At 51.8% G+C, this 20,379-nt stretch carries 15 protein-coding genes; 9 read left to right on the top strand and 6 right to left on the bottom strand.

Annotation, left to right across the window (positions count from 1 at the left end; genetic code table 11):
* Nucleotides 1-233 precede the first annotated feature (233 nt).
* From K5L82_RS04550 to K5L82_RS04535, 4 genes are all read right to left on the bottom strand, one after another.
* Nucleotides 234-2,363, bottom strand: coding sequence for a putative bifunctional diguanylate cyclase/phosphodiesterase (locus tag K5L82_RS04550; protein WP_223133340.1), 2,130 nt, complete (start codon nucleotides 2,361-2,363; stop codon nucleotides 234-236).
* Between the two features lie 126 nt (nucleotides 2,364-2,489).
* Nucleotides 2,490-3,959, bottom strand: a complete 1,470-nt coding sequence (locus K5L82_RS04545; RefSeq protein ID WP_223133339.1) for a sigma-54-dependent transcriptional regulator — start codon at nucleotides 3,957-3,959, stop codon at nucleotides 2,490-2,492.
* 28 nt (nucleotides 3,960-3,987) lie between these two features.
* Entirely contained in the window at nucleotides 3,988-7,068 is a 3,081-nt protein-coding gene (locus tag K5L82_RS04540) for a PAS domain S-box protein (RefSeq protein WP_223133338.1), read from the bottom strand.
* 51 nt (nucleotides 7,069-7,119) lie between these two features.
* Nucleotides 7,120-7,869: a phosphate/phosphite/phosphonate ABC transporter substrate-binding protein gene (locus tag K5L82_RS04535; RefSeq protein WP_223133337.1), complete on the bottom strand. Its 750-nt coding sequence runs from the start codon at nucleotides 7,867-7,869 to the stop codon at nucleotides 7,120-7,122.
* 401 nt (nucleotides 7,870-8,270) lie between these two features.
* Here K5L82_RS04535 and K5L82_RS04530 point away from each other — a divergent pair, with 401 nt between their 5' ends.
* Genes K5L82_RS04530 through K5L82_RS04515 form a run of 4 tightly spaced genes read left to right on the top strand, consistent with a single transcriptional unit; the run spans nucleotide 8,271 to nucleotide 11,640 of the window.
* Nucleotides 8,271-9,545 carry a PP2C family protein-serine/threonine phosphatase gene (locus tag K5L82_RS04530; RefSeq protein ID WP_223133336.1) on the top strand — a complete coding sequence of 425 codons (1,275 nt, stop codon included), beginning with the start codon at nucleotides 8,271-8,273 and terminating at the stop codon, nucleotides 9,543-9,545.
* Nucleotides 9,542-9,952: an ATP-binding protein gene (locus tag K5L82_RS04525; protein ID WP_223133335.1), complete on the top strand. Its 411-nt coding sequence runs from the start codon at nucleotides 9,542-9,544 to the stop codon at nucleotides 9,950-9,952. The genes K5L82_RS04530 and K5L82_RS04525 overlap by 4 nt, the downstream gene beginning before the upstream one ends.
* Before the next feature lie 19 nt (nucleotides 9,953-9,971).
* Nucleotides 9,972-10,316: an STAS domain-containing protein gene (locus K5L82_RS04520; RefSeq protein ID WP_223133334.1), complete on the top strand. Its 345-nt coding sequence runs from the start codon at nucleotides 9,972-9,974 to the stop codon at nucleotides 10,314-10,316.
* A gap of 28 nt (nucleotides 10,317-10,344) precedes the next feature.
* Nucleotides 10,345-11,640: an oligosaccharide flippase family protein gene (locus K5L82_RS04515; RefSeq protein WP_262492521.1), complete on the top strand. Its 1,296-nt coding sequence runs from the start codon at nucleotides 10,345-10,347 to the stop codon at nucleotides 11,638-11,640.
* Between the two features lie 41 nt (nucleotides 11,641-11,681).
* Here the strand turns inward: K5L82_RS04515 and K5L82_RS04510 are convergent, their stop codons facing one another.
* Nucleotides 11,682-13,178: an LruC domain-containing protein gene (locus K5L82_RS04510; protein WP_223133332.1), complete on the bottom strand. Its 1,497-nt coding sequence runs from the start codon at nucleotides 13,176-13,178 to the stop codon at nucleotides 11,682-11,684.
* Nucleotides 13,175-13,657 carry a hypothetical protein gene (locus K5L82_RS04505; RefSeq protein WP_223133331.1) on the bottom strand — a complete coding sequence of 161 codons (483 nt, stop codon included), beginning with the start codon at nucleotides 13,655-13,657 and terminating at the stop codon, nucleotides 13,175-13,177. The genes K5L82_RS04510 and K5L82_RS04505 overlap by 4 nt, the downstream gene beginning before the upstream one ends.
* A 350-nt stretch (nucleotides 13,658-14,007) precedes the next feature.
* Between K5L82_RS04505 and K5L82_RS04500 the strand changes: the two genes are divergently transcribed.
* Genes K5L82_RS04500 through K5L82_RS04480 form a run of 5 tightly spaced genes read left to right on the top strand, consistent with a single transcriptional unit; the run spans nucleotide 14,008 to nucleotide 20,220 of the window.
* A complete protein-coding gene (locus K5L82_RS04500; RefSeq protein ID WP_223133330.1) occupies nucleotides 14,008-15,279 on the top strand; it encodes a polysaccharide biosynthesis/export family protein in 1,272 nt (423 codons plus the stop codon).
* On the top strand, nucleotides 15,276-16,694 hold the full coding sequence (locus K5L82_RS04495; RefSeq protein WP_223133329.1) for a hypothetical protein: 1,419 nt from the start codon (nucleotides 15,276-15,278) through the stop codon (nucleotides 16,692-16,694). The genes K5L82_RS04500 and K5L82_RS04495 overlap by 4 nt, the downstream gene beginning before the upstream one ends.
* A complete protein-coding gene (locus tag K5L82_RS04490; protein ID WP_262492520.1) occupies nucleotides 16,664-17,932 on the top strand; it encodes an O-antigen ligase family protein in 1,269 nt (422 codons plus the stop codon). The genes K5L82_RS04495 and K5L82_RS04490 overlap by 31 nt, the downstream gene beginning before the upstream one ends.
* Nucleotides 17,929-19,152 carry a glycosyltransferase family 4 protein gene (locus tag K5L82_RS04485; RefSeq protein ID WP_223133327.1) on the top strand — a complete coding sequence of 408 codons (1,224 nt, stop codon included), beginning with the start codon at nucleotides 17,929-17,931 and terminating at the stop codon, nucleotides 19,150-19,152. Before K5L82_RS04490 ends, K5L82_RS04485 begins: the two co-directional genes overlap by 4 nt.
* Before the next feature lie 45 nt (nucleotides 19,153-19,197).
* Complete coding sequence (locus tag K5L82_RS04480; RefSeq protein WP_223133326.1) at nucleotides 19,198-20,220, top strand: glycosyltransferase family 2 protein; 1,023 nt, start codon at nucleotides 19,198-19,200, stop codon at nucleotides 20,218-20,220.
* Nucleotides 20,221-20,379 lie beyond the last annotated feature (159 nt).

Raw genomic sequence — 20,379 nt, 5'->3', positions numbered from 1 at the left:
CTCGCGAGCTCCAATCGGAAATATTTTGTCGCCCAACCATCTGCGTAATCTCTAAAAAACGCCATAGTCGAATCGTCCCAGAAATAGTCTTATATCTTCCCTATCGAAACGAGCTAACCGAGTGGCAAATCTTGTGTAGTTCGCTTCGAGAATCTCCTCTTAAGACTATACCCCGACTTTTTGTTACGCAAACCACATAATATATAACCTGTGCAGAATACTTCTCCTACGGTTTAGCCTGCACTATCAAAAAACCGAATAAATTCTGCACTCGCAACAGGGCGTCCGGTGAAGTACCCCTGCACTGAGTCGCAACCCAAATTTGTTAGGCATTCAAGTTGTTCGTGGGTTTCCACACCTTCAGCAATAACGTGGAGGTTTACGTCGTGGCCTACCGTAATGATCGCTTTTGCAATAGCTTGTGCCGTGGAGCAAGTGGTGATGGACCTTACAAAACTTCGGTCAATCTTCAGGCAGTCAATCGGCAAGGAACGTAGGTAACTCAGGGACGAATAGCCGGTTCCAAAATCATCAATCGCAACGCGAACCCCCATGTTTCTCAGGTCAGTCAGGTTTTTAATCGCCTTCCCGGAGCCATCAATCATGATGCTCTCGGTCACTTCCAGCTCTAGCAAATGAGGTGGGATATTCCGTTGTTTAATGCCGGCTTGCAGTTCTTGGACAATGGTGCGGGTGTTTAGATGAATGCCGGAAATATTAATCGAAACAGGCACCTGTTTACGACCTTCTTCTCGCCAAACCAACATCTGATCTAATACTTTCTCAACCATAATGTGACTGCACGAAACGATGAGTCCGGATTTTTCAGCAATTGGAATGAAGCGAGCTGGTGACACAACCCCCAGCTCGCTGTTTGTCCACCGCATCAGTGCCTCCATTCCGATTAGCCCGAGGCCGGAAAGGCCAAATTTCGGTTGGTAGTGCATTTCAAGCACACCATCCGCGATATCTCGGCGGAGAAGCCTCTCTATTTCAATATCCTGATACACCCGTTCACGAAGCTCGGTGGTATAGCGGTGGATTCTGCGCCCACTGGCAAGGGCAACTTCAGAGTGAATCGCATAAGCAGTCGCGCTAAGAATCCCGTCCGGTGTCGCTGAACTGTCTATGCTGTCAGCGACACCAACAGCCCATTCAACCGAACAAGTGAAACCATCAATCTCGATACCCGCGGTCACCCTCCTCAGCAATACGTCTGCAAGCTCATCGGCAAACCCCACCCCCTCGAGTCCGGACAGAACTACGATATAGTCAGAATCCGAAAGGCGTGCAATCAATGCGTTACCGGGTTCTGAAATCTGATCCCGTGTCAGCAGGAAATTTTCGACTCCGACGCCCAAACGTTCAACGATCGTCCGGGCCAACCTAGCCATACCTTGGCGCCCAATTCGCGGCTCAAAACAACGTAAATCCGAAGCCGAATACCGCAACAAAACGGAGTGTGTATTGGTTTCTACATCATCCCTCAGACGCTGCCGCAGCTCGGACATCAACTGTTTTTCGTTAGCCACACCGGTGGACGGGTCCTTATGGACCAAGTCGAACATTTGTTTCTCAACCACAAACGCTTCACTTTGATCCTGAAGTAAGCAGATCAGTTCATTCTCTGAACCGGCAATAAAGCGCCCTTGTACCGTGTGTGCCAATCCATCCTGAGAACTGTAAACCACAAACGAATCGAAGCTATCTCCCTTCAGAGCCTCTGCTCTGGCTTGTTCAACCACCAAAGCGGAATCCGTTTGCAGGCAATCAATCAACCGGTTACCGGGGGTCACATTGCGGCTCAATTCCGAGGGCAAGCGCTCCAGCAAATGCGAGGCTTGGATAACACCGTTATCATCCAGAACCAGCATCGCTTCAGAAGATGTTTTGAGCATCGAGGAAATCTGATGGCTACGGTCGTTTAGATGTTTTTTGACCGCACGGGCACCGATTAGTGAGTTAAGGCGCTTGGTAATGATGCGCCAATTCAAAGGCTTGGTGGCAAAATCGGTGGCGCCACTTTCGAACGCTGCTTCGACGGAGTCTTCGTCGTCTTGACCGGTCGCGATGATAATAGGGAAGAAATCATCATTGAGGAGTTCGCGAATCTGCCGACAGGTCGCGAAGCCGTCGATACCCGGCATCCTGGCATCCAGTAATACCGCATCAAAGGCATGGGATTTCAGCCAGCTTAACGCAGTGAAGCCATCGGAGGCGTCGGTCACTCCGAAGCCCGATTTCTCCAAGGCATACCGTGACACCATACGTACCGCTAGATCGTCATCTACAACTAGCAAACGATGGGGACCTGAATAAGTTGACGATGAATCAAGGGTGGCTGAAAGGGCAGACTGGAACATGATTATCTCCGTTAGCGTTATTGCTAACGAGGAGAAAGCACTTTGTATGCTATCTAAAAATATCTTTTTAAACAGCTAATTACGGGATTACGCTTTATCGAAGAAAGCCTTTTTGCATTTTGCGAATCAAATTGAATCGCTGGATAGTTCGGCTTTTTCCCACTGCAGTTTCTTGCGATAGATCGTCGACGCGCTGATCTCCAAAAAGGCTGCGGCTCTGGGCACATTGCCTCCACAGATACCGATAGCGGACTCAATGATGCGCTTTTCTTCAAGCCAAAGTGGAATAATCTCCGAACTCTGCACCTGCCCCTGACTCGGGGCCCGGTCAACCGACAGCCCATCCGCGGCTGTCCAACCTGTTGGACTCTCTTCGCGCGCCGAACGATCAATAGGCGGATCACTGGCGGTCGGCGTTGCTGTCGCTGCGATGGTGGGAAGCATCGACATGCCCACGCTCGTCCCGTCGTTCAATACCACAACATTACGAATTACGTTACTGAGTTCCCGTACGTTTCCGGGCCACGAGTAATGGGTAAAAAATTCTTCTACCTCGCGGCTGAACCCTTGGAAGGATTTACCCTCATCGCTGGAGTATTGCCGCAAGAGCGCGCGCGCAATGAGTAAAATATCGCTGCCACGCTCCCGAAGTGCGGGCATGTGAATAGGGATGACGTGCAGGCGATAGTATAGATCTTCCCGAAAGCGCCCTTCCCTGACTTCCTTGAGCGGGTCGCGATTGGTGGCGCAGATGAACCGAATATCCACTTTAACTTCTTTGCTGCTCCCAACCGGCTGGAAGGTGCCGGACTGGATCAAGCGCAACAATTTACTTTGCAGATCGAGCGGCATTTCACCGATCTCGTCGAGGAACAGCGTACCCCCGGATGCCCTCAACGCAGCGCCCTCTCGTGAAGCCGAGGCCCCGGTGAAGGCCCCTTTTACATGACCGAAGATTTCACTTTCAATCAATTCTCGGGGAATCGCCGCACAGTTAAGAGCGATAAAGGGTTTGTCTGATCGAATACTTTCAGCGTGCAACGCCTCGGAACACAGCTCCTTGCCGGTACCACTTTCGCCGGTAATAAACACTGAGGCACTGCTACCAGCAGCACTCTCCACAATCCGATATACGTTCTGCATCGGCAGGGAGGCACCGATCATGCTATGGAAGGATTCTCTGCGGTAAACCTTTTCAAACTCCTGGACCACTTCCTCGAGGTGTTGTTTCTTCAAGATATTGTTCAGCGTTACGCTGAGACGGGCCTTATCGAAGGGCTTGGTGATGAAATCGCTGGCGCCGCGCTGCATCGCATCAACGACCATGTCCACGGAGCCATGGGCGGTAATGACGATAACCGGGAGTGATGGCTTCTCAACTTGTACTTTGTCGAGAATCGCCAGTCCACTCATGTCAGGCAAGCGTACGTCGGTGATCACCACATCGAAGCTTACTTGGTCCAGGTAATCCAGCGCATCGCGCCCGGTGTTGGCGACCTTGACCTCAAAACCGTCTTGGAGATAGCTGCGATAAACCATTGCATTGGAGGGGCTATCTTCTATCAGCAACACACTCGGGCGGATTACACTCGACATTCAAATTCCTTTTTTTGACACAATCCGTTCAGGTAAATTCTGATTCTAAGCGTCTGTGATATTCAGAATAAGCCATGAGCGTGTTATCTGCTACTTTTCCAACCTGACGGATCAATGCGGGATTCTCACAGGCTTTGGATTCACCGGCCACATCTTCCAGATCTTTTGCTACAGCCTGCAATCGCAAGCCCCCAAAAGTGCCTGCACAACTTTTCATGGCGTGGGCCTGTTCCCGGATTTCGGCTTCATCTTTGCTGTTGTACGCCTGAGCAATGCCTTGGGTGCGCTTTTTGATTTCATTGATGAACACCGTAAGCATCATTGGTACAGCTGCCTCTGAGGTATCCTTGGCCAACTGTTTCAACACTCTAGCAGACATTACCTCAAACTCCGCGTACTTCGTTTCGATGTCTATCATCGGATCATCTCCCAAACCTGACTCCTGCGGGCAACTTTCGATAACCGCCGTGAGTTGCTCAATTTTGAAGGGTTTGCTGACAAAGTCATTCATCCCAACCTTGTAACAACGCTCAATTTCAGACTTCTCGGCATTTGCCGACAGTGCAATGATGGGCGTTCTTGCATTCAGTCCGCCCGTTGAACGGATCTGCTCGGTCGCCTCCAAGCCGTTCAAGCGTGGCATTCTCATATCCATCAAAATGACGGAGTAAACTTTTTCGCTGGCCAATTCAACAGCTTCCACACCATCGCAGGCAATATCAACGCTGTACCCTTTGCTTTTTAGAAGCTCTGCTCCAATGATCAGGTTGGCGTATACATCATCGACTAACAGGATTGTGCTGCCTTCATAAACGCGGGGGCTTGATGACTCATTCGGGGTTGTCGAAACCGGTGTGTGCCCTGAGGCGGCAGTGTTCGTCAGATCCGCTTCTTCCTCCTTAGTTTCTGAATACGGTACTTCCACGAAAAAGGTGGTGCCAATACCCACGGCACTTTCCAACCAAATCGCACCGTCCATACCTTCGACCAGTTTACGTGCGATGGCTAATCCGAGGCCCGTGCCTCCATAGCCTGTGTCACGCATAGCATCGACCTGCTCAAATTCGGAGAATACATTCTCGGCGAGATCTGCCGGAATGCCCGGTCCTGTGTCGCGAACTTCGATCCGCATCCGGTTTTCATCAGCCACGGAATCGATGACCGCTACGTTTGATACATGCACGGACACTTCACCGGCCTCTGTAAACTTATAAGCATTGTCCATAAGTATGGTCAGCACCTGCCGCAAGTGATCTCGGTCAGCCTCAACTTGCTCGGGTAGCGCAGAGCTTACTTCAGTGTGAATATTCACCTGCCCCTTGATACCTTTCGCTTTAATCGATGCCATCACACCGGCAAGAAGGTCTTTTACCGGGAACGTCACTTTTTCAAAAGTGATATGACCTGCTTCGATTTTCGAAAAATCGAGAACTTCATTTACAACCTGTAAAAGCGCATCCCCGGATTGCCGGGCGAGATTTACATACCGGGTGCCGGTTTCGCCCAAGCCTGCCTGGTCCTGGATCAAAGCAAGCGCCCCCAATACGGCGTTGAGCGGCGAGCGTATTTCGTGACTCATATACGACAAAAAGCGAGATTTCGCAGTAGAGGCCTCCTCCGCCTGCGCCTTTGCTTCGATTAGTTCTTCTTCCCGGTTTTTTCGTTCTGTAATATCTCTAATAGCGGCGGTTACGAAGATTTCGTCATCAATCTTAGTGGGCGTTAACACCATCTCGATAGGAAAAGATTGGTCGCCTCTGCGCTGAGCTCTGGTTTCGATCCGAATTCCAAGTATCGGCCCCTCGCCTGTGGCAAGATAATGTTGCATCCCTTTGTAGTGAGCAGGCCGGGATTCCTCAGGAATTACATAGTCCGCCATAAGCTTGCCAATGATTTCCTGCTTGCTCCACCCGAACAGTTCCTCGGCTGATTGGCTAAAATCGGTTACTAACCCATCTTGGTTGATGGTGATCAGTGCATCCAGGCTGGTCTCGATCAAATTGGCCCTCAGTTTGTCGCTGACCTGTGCCGCATGGGCTAATTCCTGCTCTCGCGTTCGGTCGCGGATGATCAGAATCGACAAGCCGGAACTGCCGGTTCTGAATGCAGACACACTGACTTCCAAACTAAGTCTGCGGCCCGCAAAGGATAAGAGTTCAGTAACCGTTCGGCGGGCCGGCCCTTCATTTTCTGTTAGACCGGACTCGAGCGCCAACACTGCGTCCTCACCCAGAAACTCGGAAACCGGCTGGCCAATAAGCGTTTGCTCGTCAATATCAAGCAGTTTGCTCAAGACTTTATTCGCATACACAACACAGTTGTTTTCGTCGATGGTTGCGATCCCATCAGGTGCATCTGCTAACAAGGCCTGTACATCCTCGTCGCGCTGGATTAACTGTTCGTTTTTGTTCACGAGTTCGTCATTGAGCTGGTTCAAAGCTTGTTCTCGATCCAACAGTACCTTCGACATTTTGTTGAAGGCGTGCATCGTCTCGGAAACCTCATCTTTGCCCCGGACGACAACAGGCTCGGTGAGTTCTCCCGCCTGCAGTTTTACGCTGGCGTCGCGCAACACCAAAAGTCTCTTTGTGAGGTAGTGCCCTAAAAACCAGGCGGCCAGAGCAACGAGCAGAGCTTGGGGAACTGCGATAAAAAACAGACGGGCTTTTGCCTCATTTGCGAGTGCATACAGCTCTTCCAAAGAAAAACCGATGCTCAGTACGCCAAAGGTTTCGTCTCCGGCCTTCAACTCATGCTGTACATGATGAATGCCGTCCGTCACGGCACTCAAACCAGCATCTGATATCGCCGTTCCGTCAGCACTCAGAGACACTTCGGCTAATGTTTTTCCGTAGCCTTCTACCTTTACATAGCGAACGCCATCCAGCTTTCCGATTTGGATAACATGCTCCTCCAATGAGGCCAGGTCGTAGGCAATCAGTGTATCCAATATGACGGAGCCAGCCAGGAATGTTGTGTCATCAGCACGCTTTTGGATATCCGTTTCCCCCAAGCTCTGGATAAACTGAGAGGCTTGCCATACGAGTATCACGAGAAAGAACAACTCGATCAGCGCTATACCAAGAATGGTTTTCCATCTGAATGACATCAACATATCTCCCAATACTATAGGCCCTGCATATGCAGGGCCCGGAAAACGCTACTCGGGCTGACCAAGAGCCAGTTCACGAACATCGTCCCAATCCGAATCCTTAGCGGCCTGCAAAGCCTTCATCCCTAATCCTTTGAGAATATCTCTGCCTGCCTCAGAATCCGCTAGCTCAATCAGGGCCCGTTGGACAGTCTCTGCAATATCGTCTGGTACACCTGGATGAACAGCAATAGCGTGCCCGGTATAGCCGGGAGACAACCAAATAACTTCAAGCTTTCGTCTAATTTCGTCAGGCATCTCATTGAAAGTTCGCACTATTCCACCTCCGCCCATTAACAAACCGTTGGCCACTGCCCGGTACACCGAATCATGGGATTTTACGAAAGTTGCCGTGTAACCCGGTGCCGCGTCATCCAGAAATGCGCGTGTAATCATGGTGGCGGCAAAGGCTCTGGGAGCCGGAAATGCCAGGTCAGCACCGGTCAGATCCTCAAGCGTTTCCGCCTCAAGACTGGACGCAACAACGATAATACCTCTGATCACGTGATTCTTCTGGCGCGCTATCGCCCGGTATCCGGAACTCTCGTTGAACAGCACAAAGTGATAAGGGTTCATGTATGCGAAATCGTACTCTCCCGCAGCAAGCCGTTTTTCATATTCGGGGATATTAGGCGCTGTGGCGAACTGAATGTTGAACCCGGTCTCCTCGGACAAATAACGTATCAAGGGTAGCCAGTTTTGAGCCAGCTTCTCCATTGCCTGTTGCGGCACCACGCCAAAAGTTAGGACGTCATTCATTTTATGCGCTGAGGCCACATGCCCACTGAATAACATTAGCCCACTCAGTAACAATGCAACGACATATCTTGGCAAGGTCAACATATCAATTACTCCACTTAATTAAATCCCCTACAGCCGAATCGCAGCACGTCCGTAAGACTCAATGAAAGACTAAGCATAATTCGAACCAAATCATGAAATGTAGCAGTTACACGGACAGTTAGAGTTCAAAATTGAAAACAACTATAAGTTAAAAACCCAACCTGATTTGCAAATTGCGAATCAAAATACGAGAAAACTAAACAAATAACCCCGTTTATCCTTCCAGCCCGCTCAGAAACCACAGCGCACAACGTTGGCACCAAACTTGCGATAGCTCTGCTGACCTGAACGTTTCCAGAGGGACTTACACGATGCACATGGCAGAGCTGTCAAAAAAAAATCCGACAAGTGCTGGCTGCCAGGTGCTGGTAGTTGAGGATTCCGTCGCTGAACGATTGAGACTGGTCGCAATGCTGAATAATTTGGAGTACTCCGTGACGGAAGCCTCCAACGGAATCGACGCTATGTCCAAAATGCAAGCCACAAGATTCGACATCATCATTAGTGACTGGCGCATGCCGCTCATGACCGGGTTCGACTTTTGTAAAGAGGTTAAGAAAGAACCTGAAACAGCCCCGTATTTTATCTTGCTGACTAGCCAAAAAACGATACAGGATCTGGTAGCAGCTATGGACGCCGGTGCGGACGACTTTATCGCCAAACCTTTTGCGGTCGAAGAACTTCGGGTGCGCCTGGAGGCCGGCCGGCGGGTTATTGAATTGCGTCAATCTCTAGCTGTGCAGAATCAGGAAATCCAAAAAACATTAACCCGTGAGTCGTCTGTTTTAACGAAACTTCGGAATGACCTGACAGCGGCGGAAACGTTGCAAAGGGCGCTGTTGCCAGATGCAATCGATCTGCCCGCCGGAGTCAATATTCTGCACTACTTTCGTGGAGCCCAAGGGGTGGCAGGAGATGCCTACAACATCATCAAGCTCAGCGCTACGGCGCTCGCGTTTTATTTGCTCGATGTGTCTGGCCACGGTGTGAAAGCAGCCATGTTGTCTTTCTATGCAACCCAGTTATTGACCAGTGTTAGCCGACTTTCGTCAGACACGGGTAACATGCCAAACCCAGCAGAGGTTGCTCACGAGCTTAATCAGCGGTTTCTTAACGAATTTAACGGCAACGATTACCTGACCATGGTGTATGGCGTGCTCGACCTTGAAACGGGCCAGGGTTCTCTGTGCCAGGCCGGGCACCCCCACCCTTTCATTCTTGAACAGGATTCGGGCGACACCTGCACACTGGGACAGGGTGGCTATCCGGTTGGCATGCTGCCCCATGCCACGTTCGACTCAATCTGCTTCGAAGTGAAGCCCGGCGATGGCATCGTGCTTAGCTCAGACGGCATTTTCACGGTAAGGATGAAGTCTGGCGCAGAGATACAACAGCGACATCTTGCAGGGCTTCTAAACCTTGTCTCCTGCGTCGAGCCGAGCCATCAACAAAGCAAGCTTTCGAATGTACTGGACGCGTTGCTCAGCAAGTCGGATTTGGAAGATGATGTTTCGATGCTCCTGATCCAACGGCCACTTCCCCAACGGGAATACAAGTCTCAGCCCGAACTTGAAGCTGGGCTGCCGTTATGACACCCATTTCCAAGACCTATCCGGTCTCGTTTGAAGCCATTGAGGAAGCTCTCTCGGCGATTCAATCGCTTTTACAAGAGCTGTCGAGCAGCGAGGAAACAACATTCAAAGTGGTGACCTGTTGCCGAGAAGCTCTGAACAATATTGTCCAGCACTCCGGGCAATTTGAGTTCACGTCGAAAGTTCGCTTGTTTACTCGATCTCAAGGCACGTTGATGGTCATTGCTTTCGAGCACTTGCCCACCGTGCATCAAACTCCTGCCGACTCCTCTATGCCATACGACAGCCTGTCAGGTCGAGGACTGCCCATTATGGACGCGTGGATGGATCGCTTCCGGCTGAGACAAACCGATCAGCGAACCCAAACCTTACTGATGAAATACCTGATTTCAGACGAACATCACTAATACGAATTGGAGAATAACCATGAACACTCAACAGACAAATACCTACCAATCCACCGTTGAAGTTGTGCAGCTGCCAGAAAAACTGGTGATGGCTAACAGCGACGAAGCCCACAAACGTCTTCAGTTTCTGATTGCCGAAGGCAAAAACCGGCTCGTGATCGACCTTAGCTCCATGCAGTTCATGGATTCCAGTGGCCTGGCCGTGTTGGTGGGTGCCTGGAAAACAGTGAGGAATGACGGTGGCAAAGTGCATCTTGTCAGCCCGTCCCCGAGTATCCGGGCACTACTTGAACTGACCCGACTGCACGAAATCTTCGAGATCTTCGAGGATCTGGACGCAGCCCGAGCAGATGCCATCGCGTGATTGCCGCCCCTAAAACGAGAACGTGCCAATGGGACGAATTAATTTACAAACACTAAATCATCTGGCCGGTTCGTTCAGGGCTAATGCTTTTTTCAGGAATGTCGGGTGGCTCACTGGCAGTATGCTGTTGAGCCGGGTTCTTCGCCTTGCCATCACCGTGGTAGTGGCTCGTGCATTTTCCACGGAGGACTACGGGCAGATTGCACTGATCTTTACCGCCCATGAAATCATTACGCTGTTCATGCAGCGCTGCACTCAGGTCAAACTTGTTCAAGCACCACTGGAAGCATTGGCGGCACTTTGCAAAACAACCTATTCGTTGAATTGGTTACTAGGACTGGGTCTATTGCTGGCCCAATGTGTCACCGGCTTTATCATTGCAACAGTCTATGATGCCCCGGATCTCTGGCTCCCCATTGCCTTACTTGGACTCTGTCATCTGTTAATGCCCATTGGCATGGTGCATGCCGCACTGAACGTCCGACAAAGCAAACTCAAACTGGTTGCCAAGATTGAAGTCTCGCAAACGTTTTTTGAGGCGGTTGGTGTTCTTTTGCTCATTGCGTCCGGTTTGGGCATCTGGGCTTTAGTGATCCCCAAGCTTTTTGCGCCATTGGTTTGGGTCTTCGGCCATCGTTCCCAATGCCCTTGGCGTTTTGACCGCCAGCAAGCAGGAACCGATTGGCGTTCAATCCTGAGGTACAGCGGAAACCTCTTGGTCGTTGATGGCATGCAGGTGATTCGGCAAAATCTAGATTATCTTTTGGTTGGTCACTTCCTCGGGCTCGAAGCCCTCGGTTTGTACTTTTTCGCCTTTAATGCAGGGCTCGGCATTGCGACAACCTTTGCCAACGCCATAAATAGCGCGTTCCTACCACACTTATGCAATGCAGACAGCCATGATGCCGCCTCGGCTCGTGCGGGCCGTTACCACAACGGCATCCGCATGATAGGTATTGTTGTAGGCGGGACCGTAGTCGCACAGGCCGCTGCAGCGCCTTTCTATGTGCCGTTGGTCTTCGGTGAGAAATGGGAAGCAGCCGGAAGTATTCCGCTCATCGTTATTCTGTGCTTAACCGCCTTGCCGAAAACGATGTTTGAATCCAGCAGTCAATTTTTGCGCGCTGTTGATCAGCCAAAACTCGACTTACAGTGTCACCTGAAACTTACGGTGTTACTCGTCATCGGTCTGATACTCACGGTTCCCTTCGGCCTCACTGCCATCGCCCTGTCCATCTTGGCGACCTACACCCTGGGTGCCTTATTGATGCTGCTCATTTGTCGCCGGGTAAGTCAGCTGCCAGCGACTATTGTCATGGCATAAAAAATGCCCGCAGTTAGGCGGGCATTTTTTAGATTTCCTTCTTACCAACTCTTGAACGGTATTTTCTTAACCTTGTTCGCAACACCTCTCTGGTACCAGTCTTTCTGGCTTGCGCCCTCTGATTCCACGTACTCGACGAACGAAGGATAAGCCAACCCGATATCAATGGCAGCCAATGGCGGCTCAAAGTCATCCGGGATGATCATCGCGAAAGGAAAGTTGCTTTGGTCACGAAAAGACCCGATACCATCCAACCGATTACGTGAATGGCCCAGCACAGGGTTCTTACCGGCCAAATGAATTTCATATCCCGTTTCATGGACGTAGATGAAAGGGTCGAATGGCGCCGGGGCAATCTCATCCGCCGGTACGGGTACATCCAGGGTTAACGAAAACTCGAACCGTGGGCCTTGCTGAACGGTCTGCTCTTCGAACGTATTAACATAGGTGGACGTGCCATCCATGAACTGGTCTGCGACATGCTCGGCCAACAACAGGTTGGCGCTGCCTAAAACAGCGATATCTTTTGGGTAACCTGCCAAAGGCGCCTCACTTCCCGGCTCAAAAAACAGGGTCTTGCCATGGCCCACGGCCCATTCCGGCAGTTCGATTCGCAGGTGCCAGTCGTGATCGTAGGCAGCGCCTCGCGCAATCAGGTGGCCGTTTCCGCGAATGTGCTTAACGCCGTCGCCTTCGCTTCCCAGCGCAACCTGATAGGCCACCACCAGGTCATTAAAGTCGTAATCACCGCGGTTGGGATAAAGATCTTCGTACGACGCGATGTAATAGCCTGTACTGGAAGGCAGATAGGTCCAGGTTGTCAAGGTGGCGCCGGACTCATCCAAAACCAAGGGCGCGAACGCTCGACCCGGGACGAGTTCATCCAATGAGGTGGCGTCATTGGCCGTCAGTAACGCAATGATTTCACCCCGTCCCCCAAAATCGTAAAAACCTTCCGGGTCTCCGGCTTTCTTGTCGACCGGAAGAAAACCGACTTCAAGCTCTGCACTCACCAAATCTTCCAATGAACGGTCAATAGGAATTCGCAAGACCGAATCCCAGGACGAACCGTTTAACTCACTGTTCGCGTTCGATGACACGCGGTTTGAATTGGCGTCTCCGATCATGGTGCCGTATAGCGCTGGCACATCGCTCCCTGCCCGCTTCAGGAACGAATAAGTGGGTGTGATGTAGCTGTTATAGGAAACCACCTCTTCAGGAAAGGTAAGTTTCAAGGTTACATATTCCAGAGCGACGCCCTGACTGGTCGGAGTTTCGCTGCCGGAACTGGGCTCGCTGATATCAACGGCGAATACCAGATTGCCGCCATTATCATTTCGAAACGCCTCGAGCAAAGCGCCATTCGATTTTTTTCCTCTGTCACCCGGTGTAAATAGGTTAATGGTGCCAACACCATCACTGCGTATGTTGTCTTTGAAACGGAACGACGCAAGTTCACTGTGGGCCAGGCTAGGTAATAGCAGGCAAGGAAGGATGTATTTCAAACCGGACGACTTCAACATTGAGTGCTTCTTCATAGTGCTATTTCCCGGGTAATAACGAGTTCGCTGGCCAGGACATCGAAGACATCGACAACAAGCGTGGATAATGCCAATGGAACCGACACAGAGGTCTCGAACAACTGGCTATAAGTAACACTGGTTAACAGGAAGACTTCGCCTGCAGGCTCAGATACCTTCAAAACGTATTGCCTACCCGGCGTGAGGAGGGCTAGGTCTACATCTGGCACCGACACCAGAAGTTGCTGGTAGTTACTGAACGAGAAATCGGCCGGTGCCTGACGGCTGGCGACTGCAGTCGTGGTTTTAATGTCGGTCGCTGTCGGCTCGGAAATCAACTCAGATACGCTTTCACTTCGAGCGCTCGTGGGGGTGCTTTCACTTTTATTGTCGCTACCGCCACCGCCCCCACATCCGTACAGAGTCGTGATCAGAATCAGGCCCATGGCCGGGGCCACCCTGGATATTGGTCCCTGATTAGCTTTGCGTGCTTTCATACTCCACCTTTTAATTAGTTACACGCAAAGACAGAGCAGTAATCGCGCCATGAACGCTGCTCCCTTGTTTTGATTTACTTTTCCCGGGATTCACCACCAAACCCTGGCGTTTAACTACGATCTCTCGCGCAGATTTATGAAGTTCGTTTCTATGTTTCGCAAATTGCAAACTCATCCAGCCTGCCCGGCATTTTCTCCTCTTAAATTAATTCGCATTATGCGAAACATCGAAACCCCAGCGACTTACAAGTCACTTTGTTTATTATTTTCAGAGCGTTACGAAAATCCAAAGACTGGCATGCTTTTTGGAACAGTTCATGAAAGGGCTCCTCACCAGAGGGGTTATTCGGATGAAAGAGACTGTTCCTATGAAAACCCTGTCACTCATGATTGCGCTACTCATCGCTTTGTCTGGCTCTGGTTGTGCCGCACCCGGTCTCAGCAATGATCGGGATGAGAGCTCTATCCGTGGAAGCCATTGGATTCGTCATTCATCTGACCAGCTTGCCGGGCCTGCCCATTACCTGGGACCGCGTGATGCTTACATCGCATACCACCATGCTCCTGATGAGCAGCACCGAATTACTGCCGGAACTTCTCAGCTGACTGAGGGACTATCTGTCTCGCCACCGCTATCACCCGGAGATCGGATTCGCATTGATCTACCGCCAAAAGGTTTCTTTCACGGGGTATTTGAAACCACCGACGCCGCACTCGCGGGTGTGTATGAGGTCGATTTTGACGGCACGTTAAAGTTGCCCTACCTGAACCCTATTCAAGTGGCAGGGCTTCCGCTGGCGTACGCCGAAAAGGCAGTGAATGAAACGCTGGAAGCGTCTGGCTATTTCAAGCGGGGAATGGCGGCTCTGAATCTTTCGATTCAACAATGGGCCCCCGTTCAGGTATCCGTCGCCGGTGCGGTTTTCAACCCTGGCCGGGTAACGGTTAATCCGCGAATGGCTGAACTCACCGGGCAGCAGTTAATGCTCCGGGGAGGAAGCACATCACTGAACCGATTCATGACCACGGCGTTGCTGGCGGCTGGCGGCGTTCGGCCGGATGCGAACGTGCAACAAATTGAATTACTTCGAGGCGGCGTGGTCTACCCAATTGATTTGAGCGGCGCTATCGCCGGGCATCACATTGAAGATGTAGCTTTGATCCAAGGTGATCAGATTCGAGTACCGAGCCTGGGCTTACCGGACGCGCGCATCATCAGGCCAACGTCCATTACACCTCCCGGTATTCGCGTGTTCATCTCGAACCTGACGGTACCGGCAATGAATAATGCTAGCTCCGCGGTCGGCAGGCACGCCACCAGTCTGCCCTACGGGTCGCAACTCCACACAGCCGTCGTAACCGGCAATTGCGCTGGCGGTGCAGCCTCAACCAACAGCGACCGATACGCGGTACTCGTAACGACAGACCCCGTTACCCGGCGCCCTATCACAGTCGAGCGTCGGATTGAGCAGGTGCTTAGCCAGCCCGGCAGCCACTCTGTTAACCCCTACCTAATGCCCAACGACAGCGTGGTGTGTTACGACTCTGAAGTGTCAAACCTACGCGATATCGCTCGCACGATTTCCGATGTTCTGTCCCCAATCGGGCTGATCTTTCGATGAATACGCAGACGACACCTGAAGGTAACCAACGCAGCGCACTCGTTCGTTTCGTGGTCTACGGCCTGAGTCTTCGTCCGGCCACACGCCGCATGATGTATCTGGCTTTGATGTTGATACTGCTCTCCGTTATCTGGGGTCCGATCGGCGCCTTGATCGCATTAAAGCCAAATACATACACCAGCGAGTGGACATTGATTCTTCCGGGAACAGGCAATGGCCTGGCCGTGAGTCTTGAAAGCATTGGCCAAGCTTCGGCCAGCGCTTCATCACCCTTTGCCAGCAGCTCGGTTGATCCGGTGGTGAATTACAAGGCAATCGCCGCGAGCAAGCCGGTACTGGCGCTCTCAGCGCAGCGTTTGGGAATGTCGGTGCAGGCATTTGGTCAACCGAAAATCAAATTGGTGGATCAGACCTCTTTAATGGAATTCACCATGAAGGGCTCTTCGCCTGAGCTGGCATACGCCAAGTCCTACGCACTCTATGAGGCGCTTCAATGGCAGCTTGACCAACTTCGTGACGACGAAACAGAGCATCTGGCGACCTCTGGCCTGCGCATGATCGCCGGTTTTAACGATAAGCTGGAAGAAGCTCAACAGAAGAAGCTCGCGTTTCAGGTTAAGGCCGATATTGTCTCGCTGGAGCAATTTCAGGGGCTCATCACACGACTGGAAGATAGCAAATATCAACATGAAAACCTGGTGTCCGAGCACAGAGCGTTGGTGTCGCGAATTTGGACCCTCCAGCAAGGGCTGAACCTCTCGGAAGAAAACCTGAAATCAGCTATCGCACTGCGCAGCGACCGAGCATTTCAGATCCAACTTGAGCGCCATGCAGAGGTTCACACCCAAATGTCCTCACTTGCAGGCATCTGGGGGCATGATCACCCACAACTGAAACAACTGCATGCGGCCCACCATACCGTTGATGAAGAACTGAATCGCCGGGGTCATCTGATTACTTCAAGACCGGAGTTAAGCAACAAAGAGCTGATCGATCTTGGCAACCAAACGGCCCACGACCAGGTACTGATCGAGCTACTGATGCTTATCTCGGAGAAAAACGGCCTTGAGCAACGCATTCAATCGGACGCAGCCTTCATTGCTAACTTAAAGCGCCGGATAGAAGCGACCACTGAGGACTCTGTTGCTTTGGAGAACCTGAGTCGGAAGCAACAAGTTGCAACAGCGGTGTTTTCAACGGCACTGGCCAAACAGGATATTGGTAACGCCGACCGGTATTCGTCATATCCTTTGATTCAAATGCTGGCGCACCCCACCCTTCCTGAATCTGCGGACTCGACCGTCAAAAAGCTTGCTCTCATCGGTGGCCTGGGAGCCACCGTGTTCATGATCACAGGCCTCGGCCTACTTTGGATACGGAAGCCATGGCTCCAGAAACTACTGAAGAGCGCATAGTTTGGGTCGGACTCAGCTGGACCTACGCGTTCTACTTGATAGGCGCGCTCTATCTGGCTGGCCCGGTTATCGGCTGGCTGCTGGTTCTGACAATGGTGAAGCGTTTGCTTTCAACGGAGCAGCCATTTCGCGTGCCAGCACCGGCCATGGTATGGATTATCGGTATGCTCACAATGCTCGTTTGCATTATTGTAGGCCACATACTGCAAGGCCTCGGTACAGGACAACTGATCAAATCCTCAATTGGCTGGGCCAAGGGTTGGGCCCTGCTCGCCATATTCATACTGGCAGGCGCCACCCTTAACATCAGGCCCGAACTCATAGCGCGCGCCGCCATGCGGGTTTGCCTGCATACCTTGTGTCTGCTGCCTTTGTTTGTCGCCGCCTGGATACTGCGCCTGCCGGAAACACCGTACGTGTCACCGCTGAAAATTATCGGTGGCCCGGGCCCTGAGTTCTTCGCCATGTCACTTTACGAACTGGATCCGCAAAGTGGGATGCCTCGCTGGCGGCTTTTCACTCCCTGGGCACCGGCTCTGGGATTTGTTGCAAACATCTTTTTTCTGCTGGCGTTTGTCGAACAAGACAAGAAATGGCGTCGGATCGGAGTATGTGCAAGTGTCGCCATGATCTTGATGTCGCAATCACGCCTGGCCATTCTGGTCCTGTTACTGCTAATCGGGGTGATGTTTACTCTCAAGTATTTCAAAGGCCCTTTGCTCGCGTTTGCCGCGATGGTGGCGAGCTTGCTGTTCGCATTTTTCGGCGGATGGGTGCTGGAGACGCTTGGCTATACTTACGAATCCATAAAATCCGCCAGAGCCGATTCCACCCGTGTACGCGCCGCCCTCGGGCGCATTGCCGTTCATCGGTGGCAGAGCGAAGCACCCGTTTGGGGGCATGGCGTCGTCGAGCGGGGCCCCCATCTGGTTGAATACATGCCCATCGGAAGCCATCACAGCTGGTACGGATTGCTCTTCGTGAAAGGGGTTGTGGGATTTGCTGCACTCGCAATTCCGTTGGCTACCTCAATCTTCATTCTGGGCTGGCGTGCAATCCGCAGGCCCGGCATTGAACGTACCGGGTTCTTCTGCACATTGATGCTCTTCCTGTACACCTTTGGCGAGAACCTTGAAATTCTTGCATACCTCATCTGGCCTGGGCTCTTGTGCATTGGCATAGCTCACAAACCCGATTTAGGCCCCGACATTACAAACAACCAGGAGATTCCGTCATGACCTTTAAACCAAGTGCGACGTTGGTGGTTCCGCGGTTCTGGCCAGCTCGAGGCGGCTCCGAATTACATTCCCGCGAGCTTGCTCAGGCCCTGATCGCTGCCGGGCATACGGTGAATGTGGTTTGCCACAGCTCAACGGATGAGTTCTCTCCGGAACTTGCGCTCACGAGACAGATATCCGGCAAGCAACAAGATGGCCCCTGCCCCGTCCACCGGGTTTGTCCTACGGGTCTGCGCCGCAATGTTATGGGTTGGCTGGCGGAGCGCCACGCGACTGTTCGCCCGCTTCGACCACTATTTGATTTTCTGTTACGAAAATTCAGCAAACGAGCAATTGCACATCACGCACGCGACCGACAGCTTATCCATTCCATTTACAACGGACTTACGTCTGCGACCGAAGCCGCCTTAATGGCGGCTCGGGAACAGGACGTTCCTTTCATTTGGTCGCCATTGGCCAATACCGACTTGCCAGAGGGACAAGGCTGGTCATCGCCACGGTTCTGCAAACTCTATCAACAGGCGGATGCCCTAATCGCACTGACACAGCATGAAAAGGATTGGCTGGAGGCCCACGGCGCGCCTGCAGAACGAACTTTTGTATGCCCGATGGGGCCGATGGTCAGTGCGCCGTCATCGACGGCAGAATTCCGCAACATACACCAGCTCGACGATAACCCCGTTGTTTTATTTCTGGGTCGACACGATGAAGCCAAGGGCTACCATCTGTTGCTGAATTCAGCCCGTGATCTCTGGTTAGCACACCCAGACGTGCAACTGCTGTTTATCGGGCCGCAAACCGAGGAGTCACGGAAACGCTTCGCGGCGATCAAGGACCCCCGCATTACCGTCATCGAAGACATTAGCCAAGCGGACAAAAACGCAGCACTGGCTGCCGCAGACCTGCTATGTGTTCCTTCCATCCGCGAGTCATTGGGTGTGGTGTACCTGGAAGCCTGGCATTACCACAAACCCGTTGTCGCTCTGGATATCCCGGTTTTGCGATCGGTCATCGCCGATGGTCAGGATGGTGTCCTGTGCAAAGCGGACGGTTCGGATCTCGCACTTAAGGTTTCAAACCTATTGGACAACGCGGCTGAACGCAGGCTTTTAGGCGCCGCAGGCCGGCAAACACTGGACAAGCAATACAGCTGGGCATCCATCGTCCAAAAACACCAGGAAATCTATTCTTTTGCACTGAAACATAAAGAGCAGGCATGAATTCTGCTTATACGTCAGTGAGTCTTTCAAATCAGGAGCTATAACATGCCCAAAGTCAGTGTCATCATGCCCGTTTACAACGTAGCCAGTTTCGTCGCTCAAGCCGTTCAGTCAGTATTGGACCAATCTTTTCCTGACTTTGAGCTTCTGATTGTTGACGACTGCTCACCCGATAACAGCATCGCCATCTGCGAAGCGTTCAGTGATGATCGTATTCGTATCGTCAAACACACGGTCAACCGCGGTCTGGCCGGCGCTCGAAATACGGGAATCCGCAATGCTGAAGGCAAATATCTGGCGTTCCTGGATTCCGATGACTACTGGGATATGGAAAAACTGAGGCTGCATGTTCAGCATTTGGATGAGAACCCGCACATCGGGATTTCCTTCAGTCGATCGGCCTTCGTGGATGAACACGGAGCTCCAACCCGCTTTTATCAAATGCCTAAACTAACGGACATTACGCCAGAACACTTGTTTTGCCGTAATCCCATCGGCAATGGTTCAGCGCCGGTGATTCGCAAGGCAACTTTCGACCAGATCGGTTACCAGTCCTGGTTTAAGGGCAAACCGGAAATACGTTATTTCGATTCTGAACTACGTCGCTCTGAGGACATCGAATGCTGGCTGCGCGTATCGCTGCAAACAGGCTGGACCATAGCCGGTATCCCGCAGCCACTAACCTATTACCGCCTCAATGCCGGCGGCCTTTCAGCCGTGCTCGACAAGCAGCTGGAGTCCTGGGAGGAGGTGGCATTGGTAACGGCGACCTATGCGCCCACGTTCGTTGCGAAAAACTATCCCCATGCGAAAGCCTATCAACTGCGTTACTTATCGCGCCAAGCAATTCGACTGAGGGATGGCCGCGCCAGCGTCGATTTGTTCAGGAAGTCCATGTTTACCAGTAAAAAGCCTTTGCGCGAAGAATTCGGCCGCACCCTCACGACGGGCGTCGCCGCGTATATTCTGAGAATGATTCCGACTTTCTATCGCACTATTGAAAGATCCGCTTCGCTGTCTATCGGTTGGATCCAGCGCAGACGGATTGCCCAAGACCTCGCAGCCTGATACTCCTCCCCGATTGCTTTGCAAAATGCAACGCAATCGGGGGGCCTCCTTCCGACCTCAGCCGAGCATTACAAAAACCTATCAATTTCAATACATTAAATAAGAAAAAGAATTGGCACGAAAAGTGGACTGTTATGAGGTATCGCCACTTATATTGGA

The organism is Marinobacter sp. AL4B (assembly GCF_019916045.1).
In the GTDB taxonomy this organism is placed as follows: domain Bacteria; phylum Pseudomonadota; class Gammaproteobacteria; order Pseudomonadales; family Oleiphilaceae; genus Marinobacter.
This window is presented reverse-complemented; position numbering and strand designations above follow the sequence as displayed.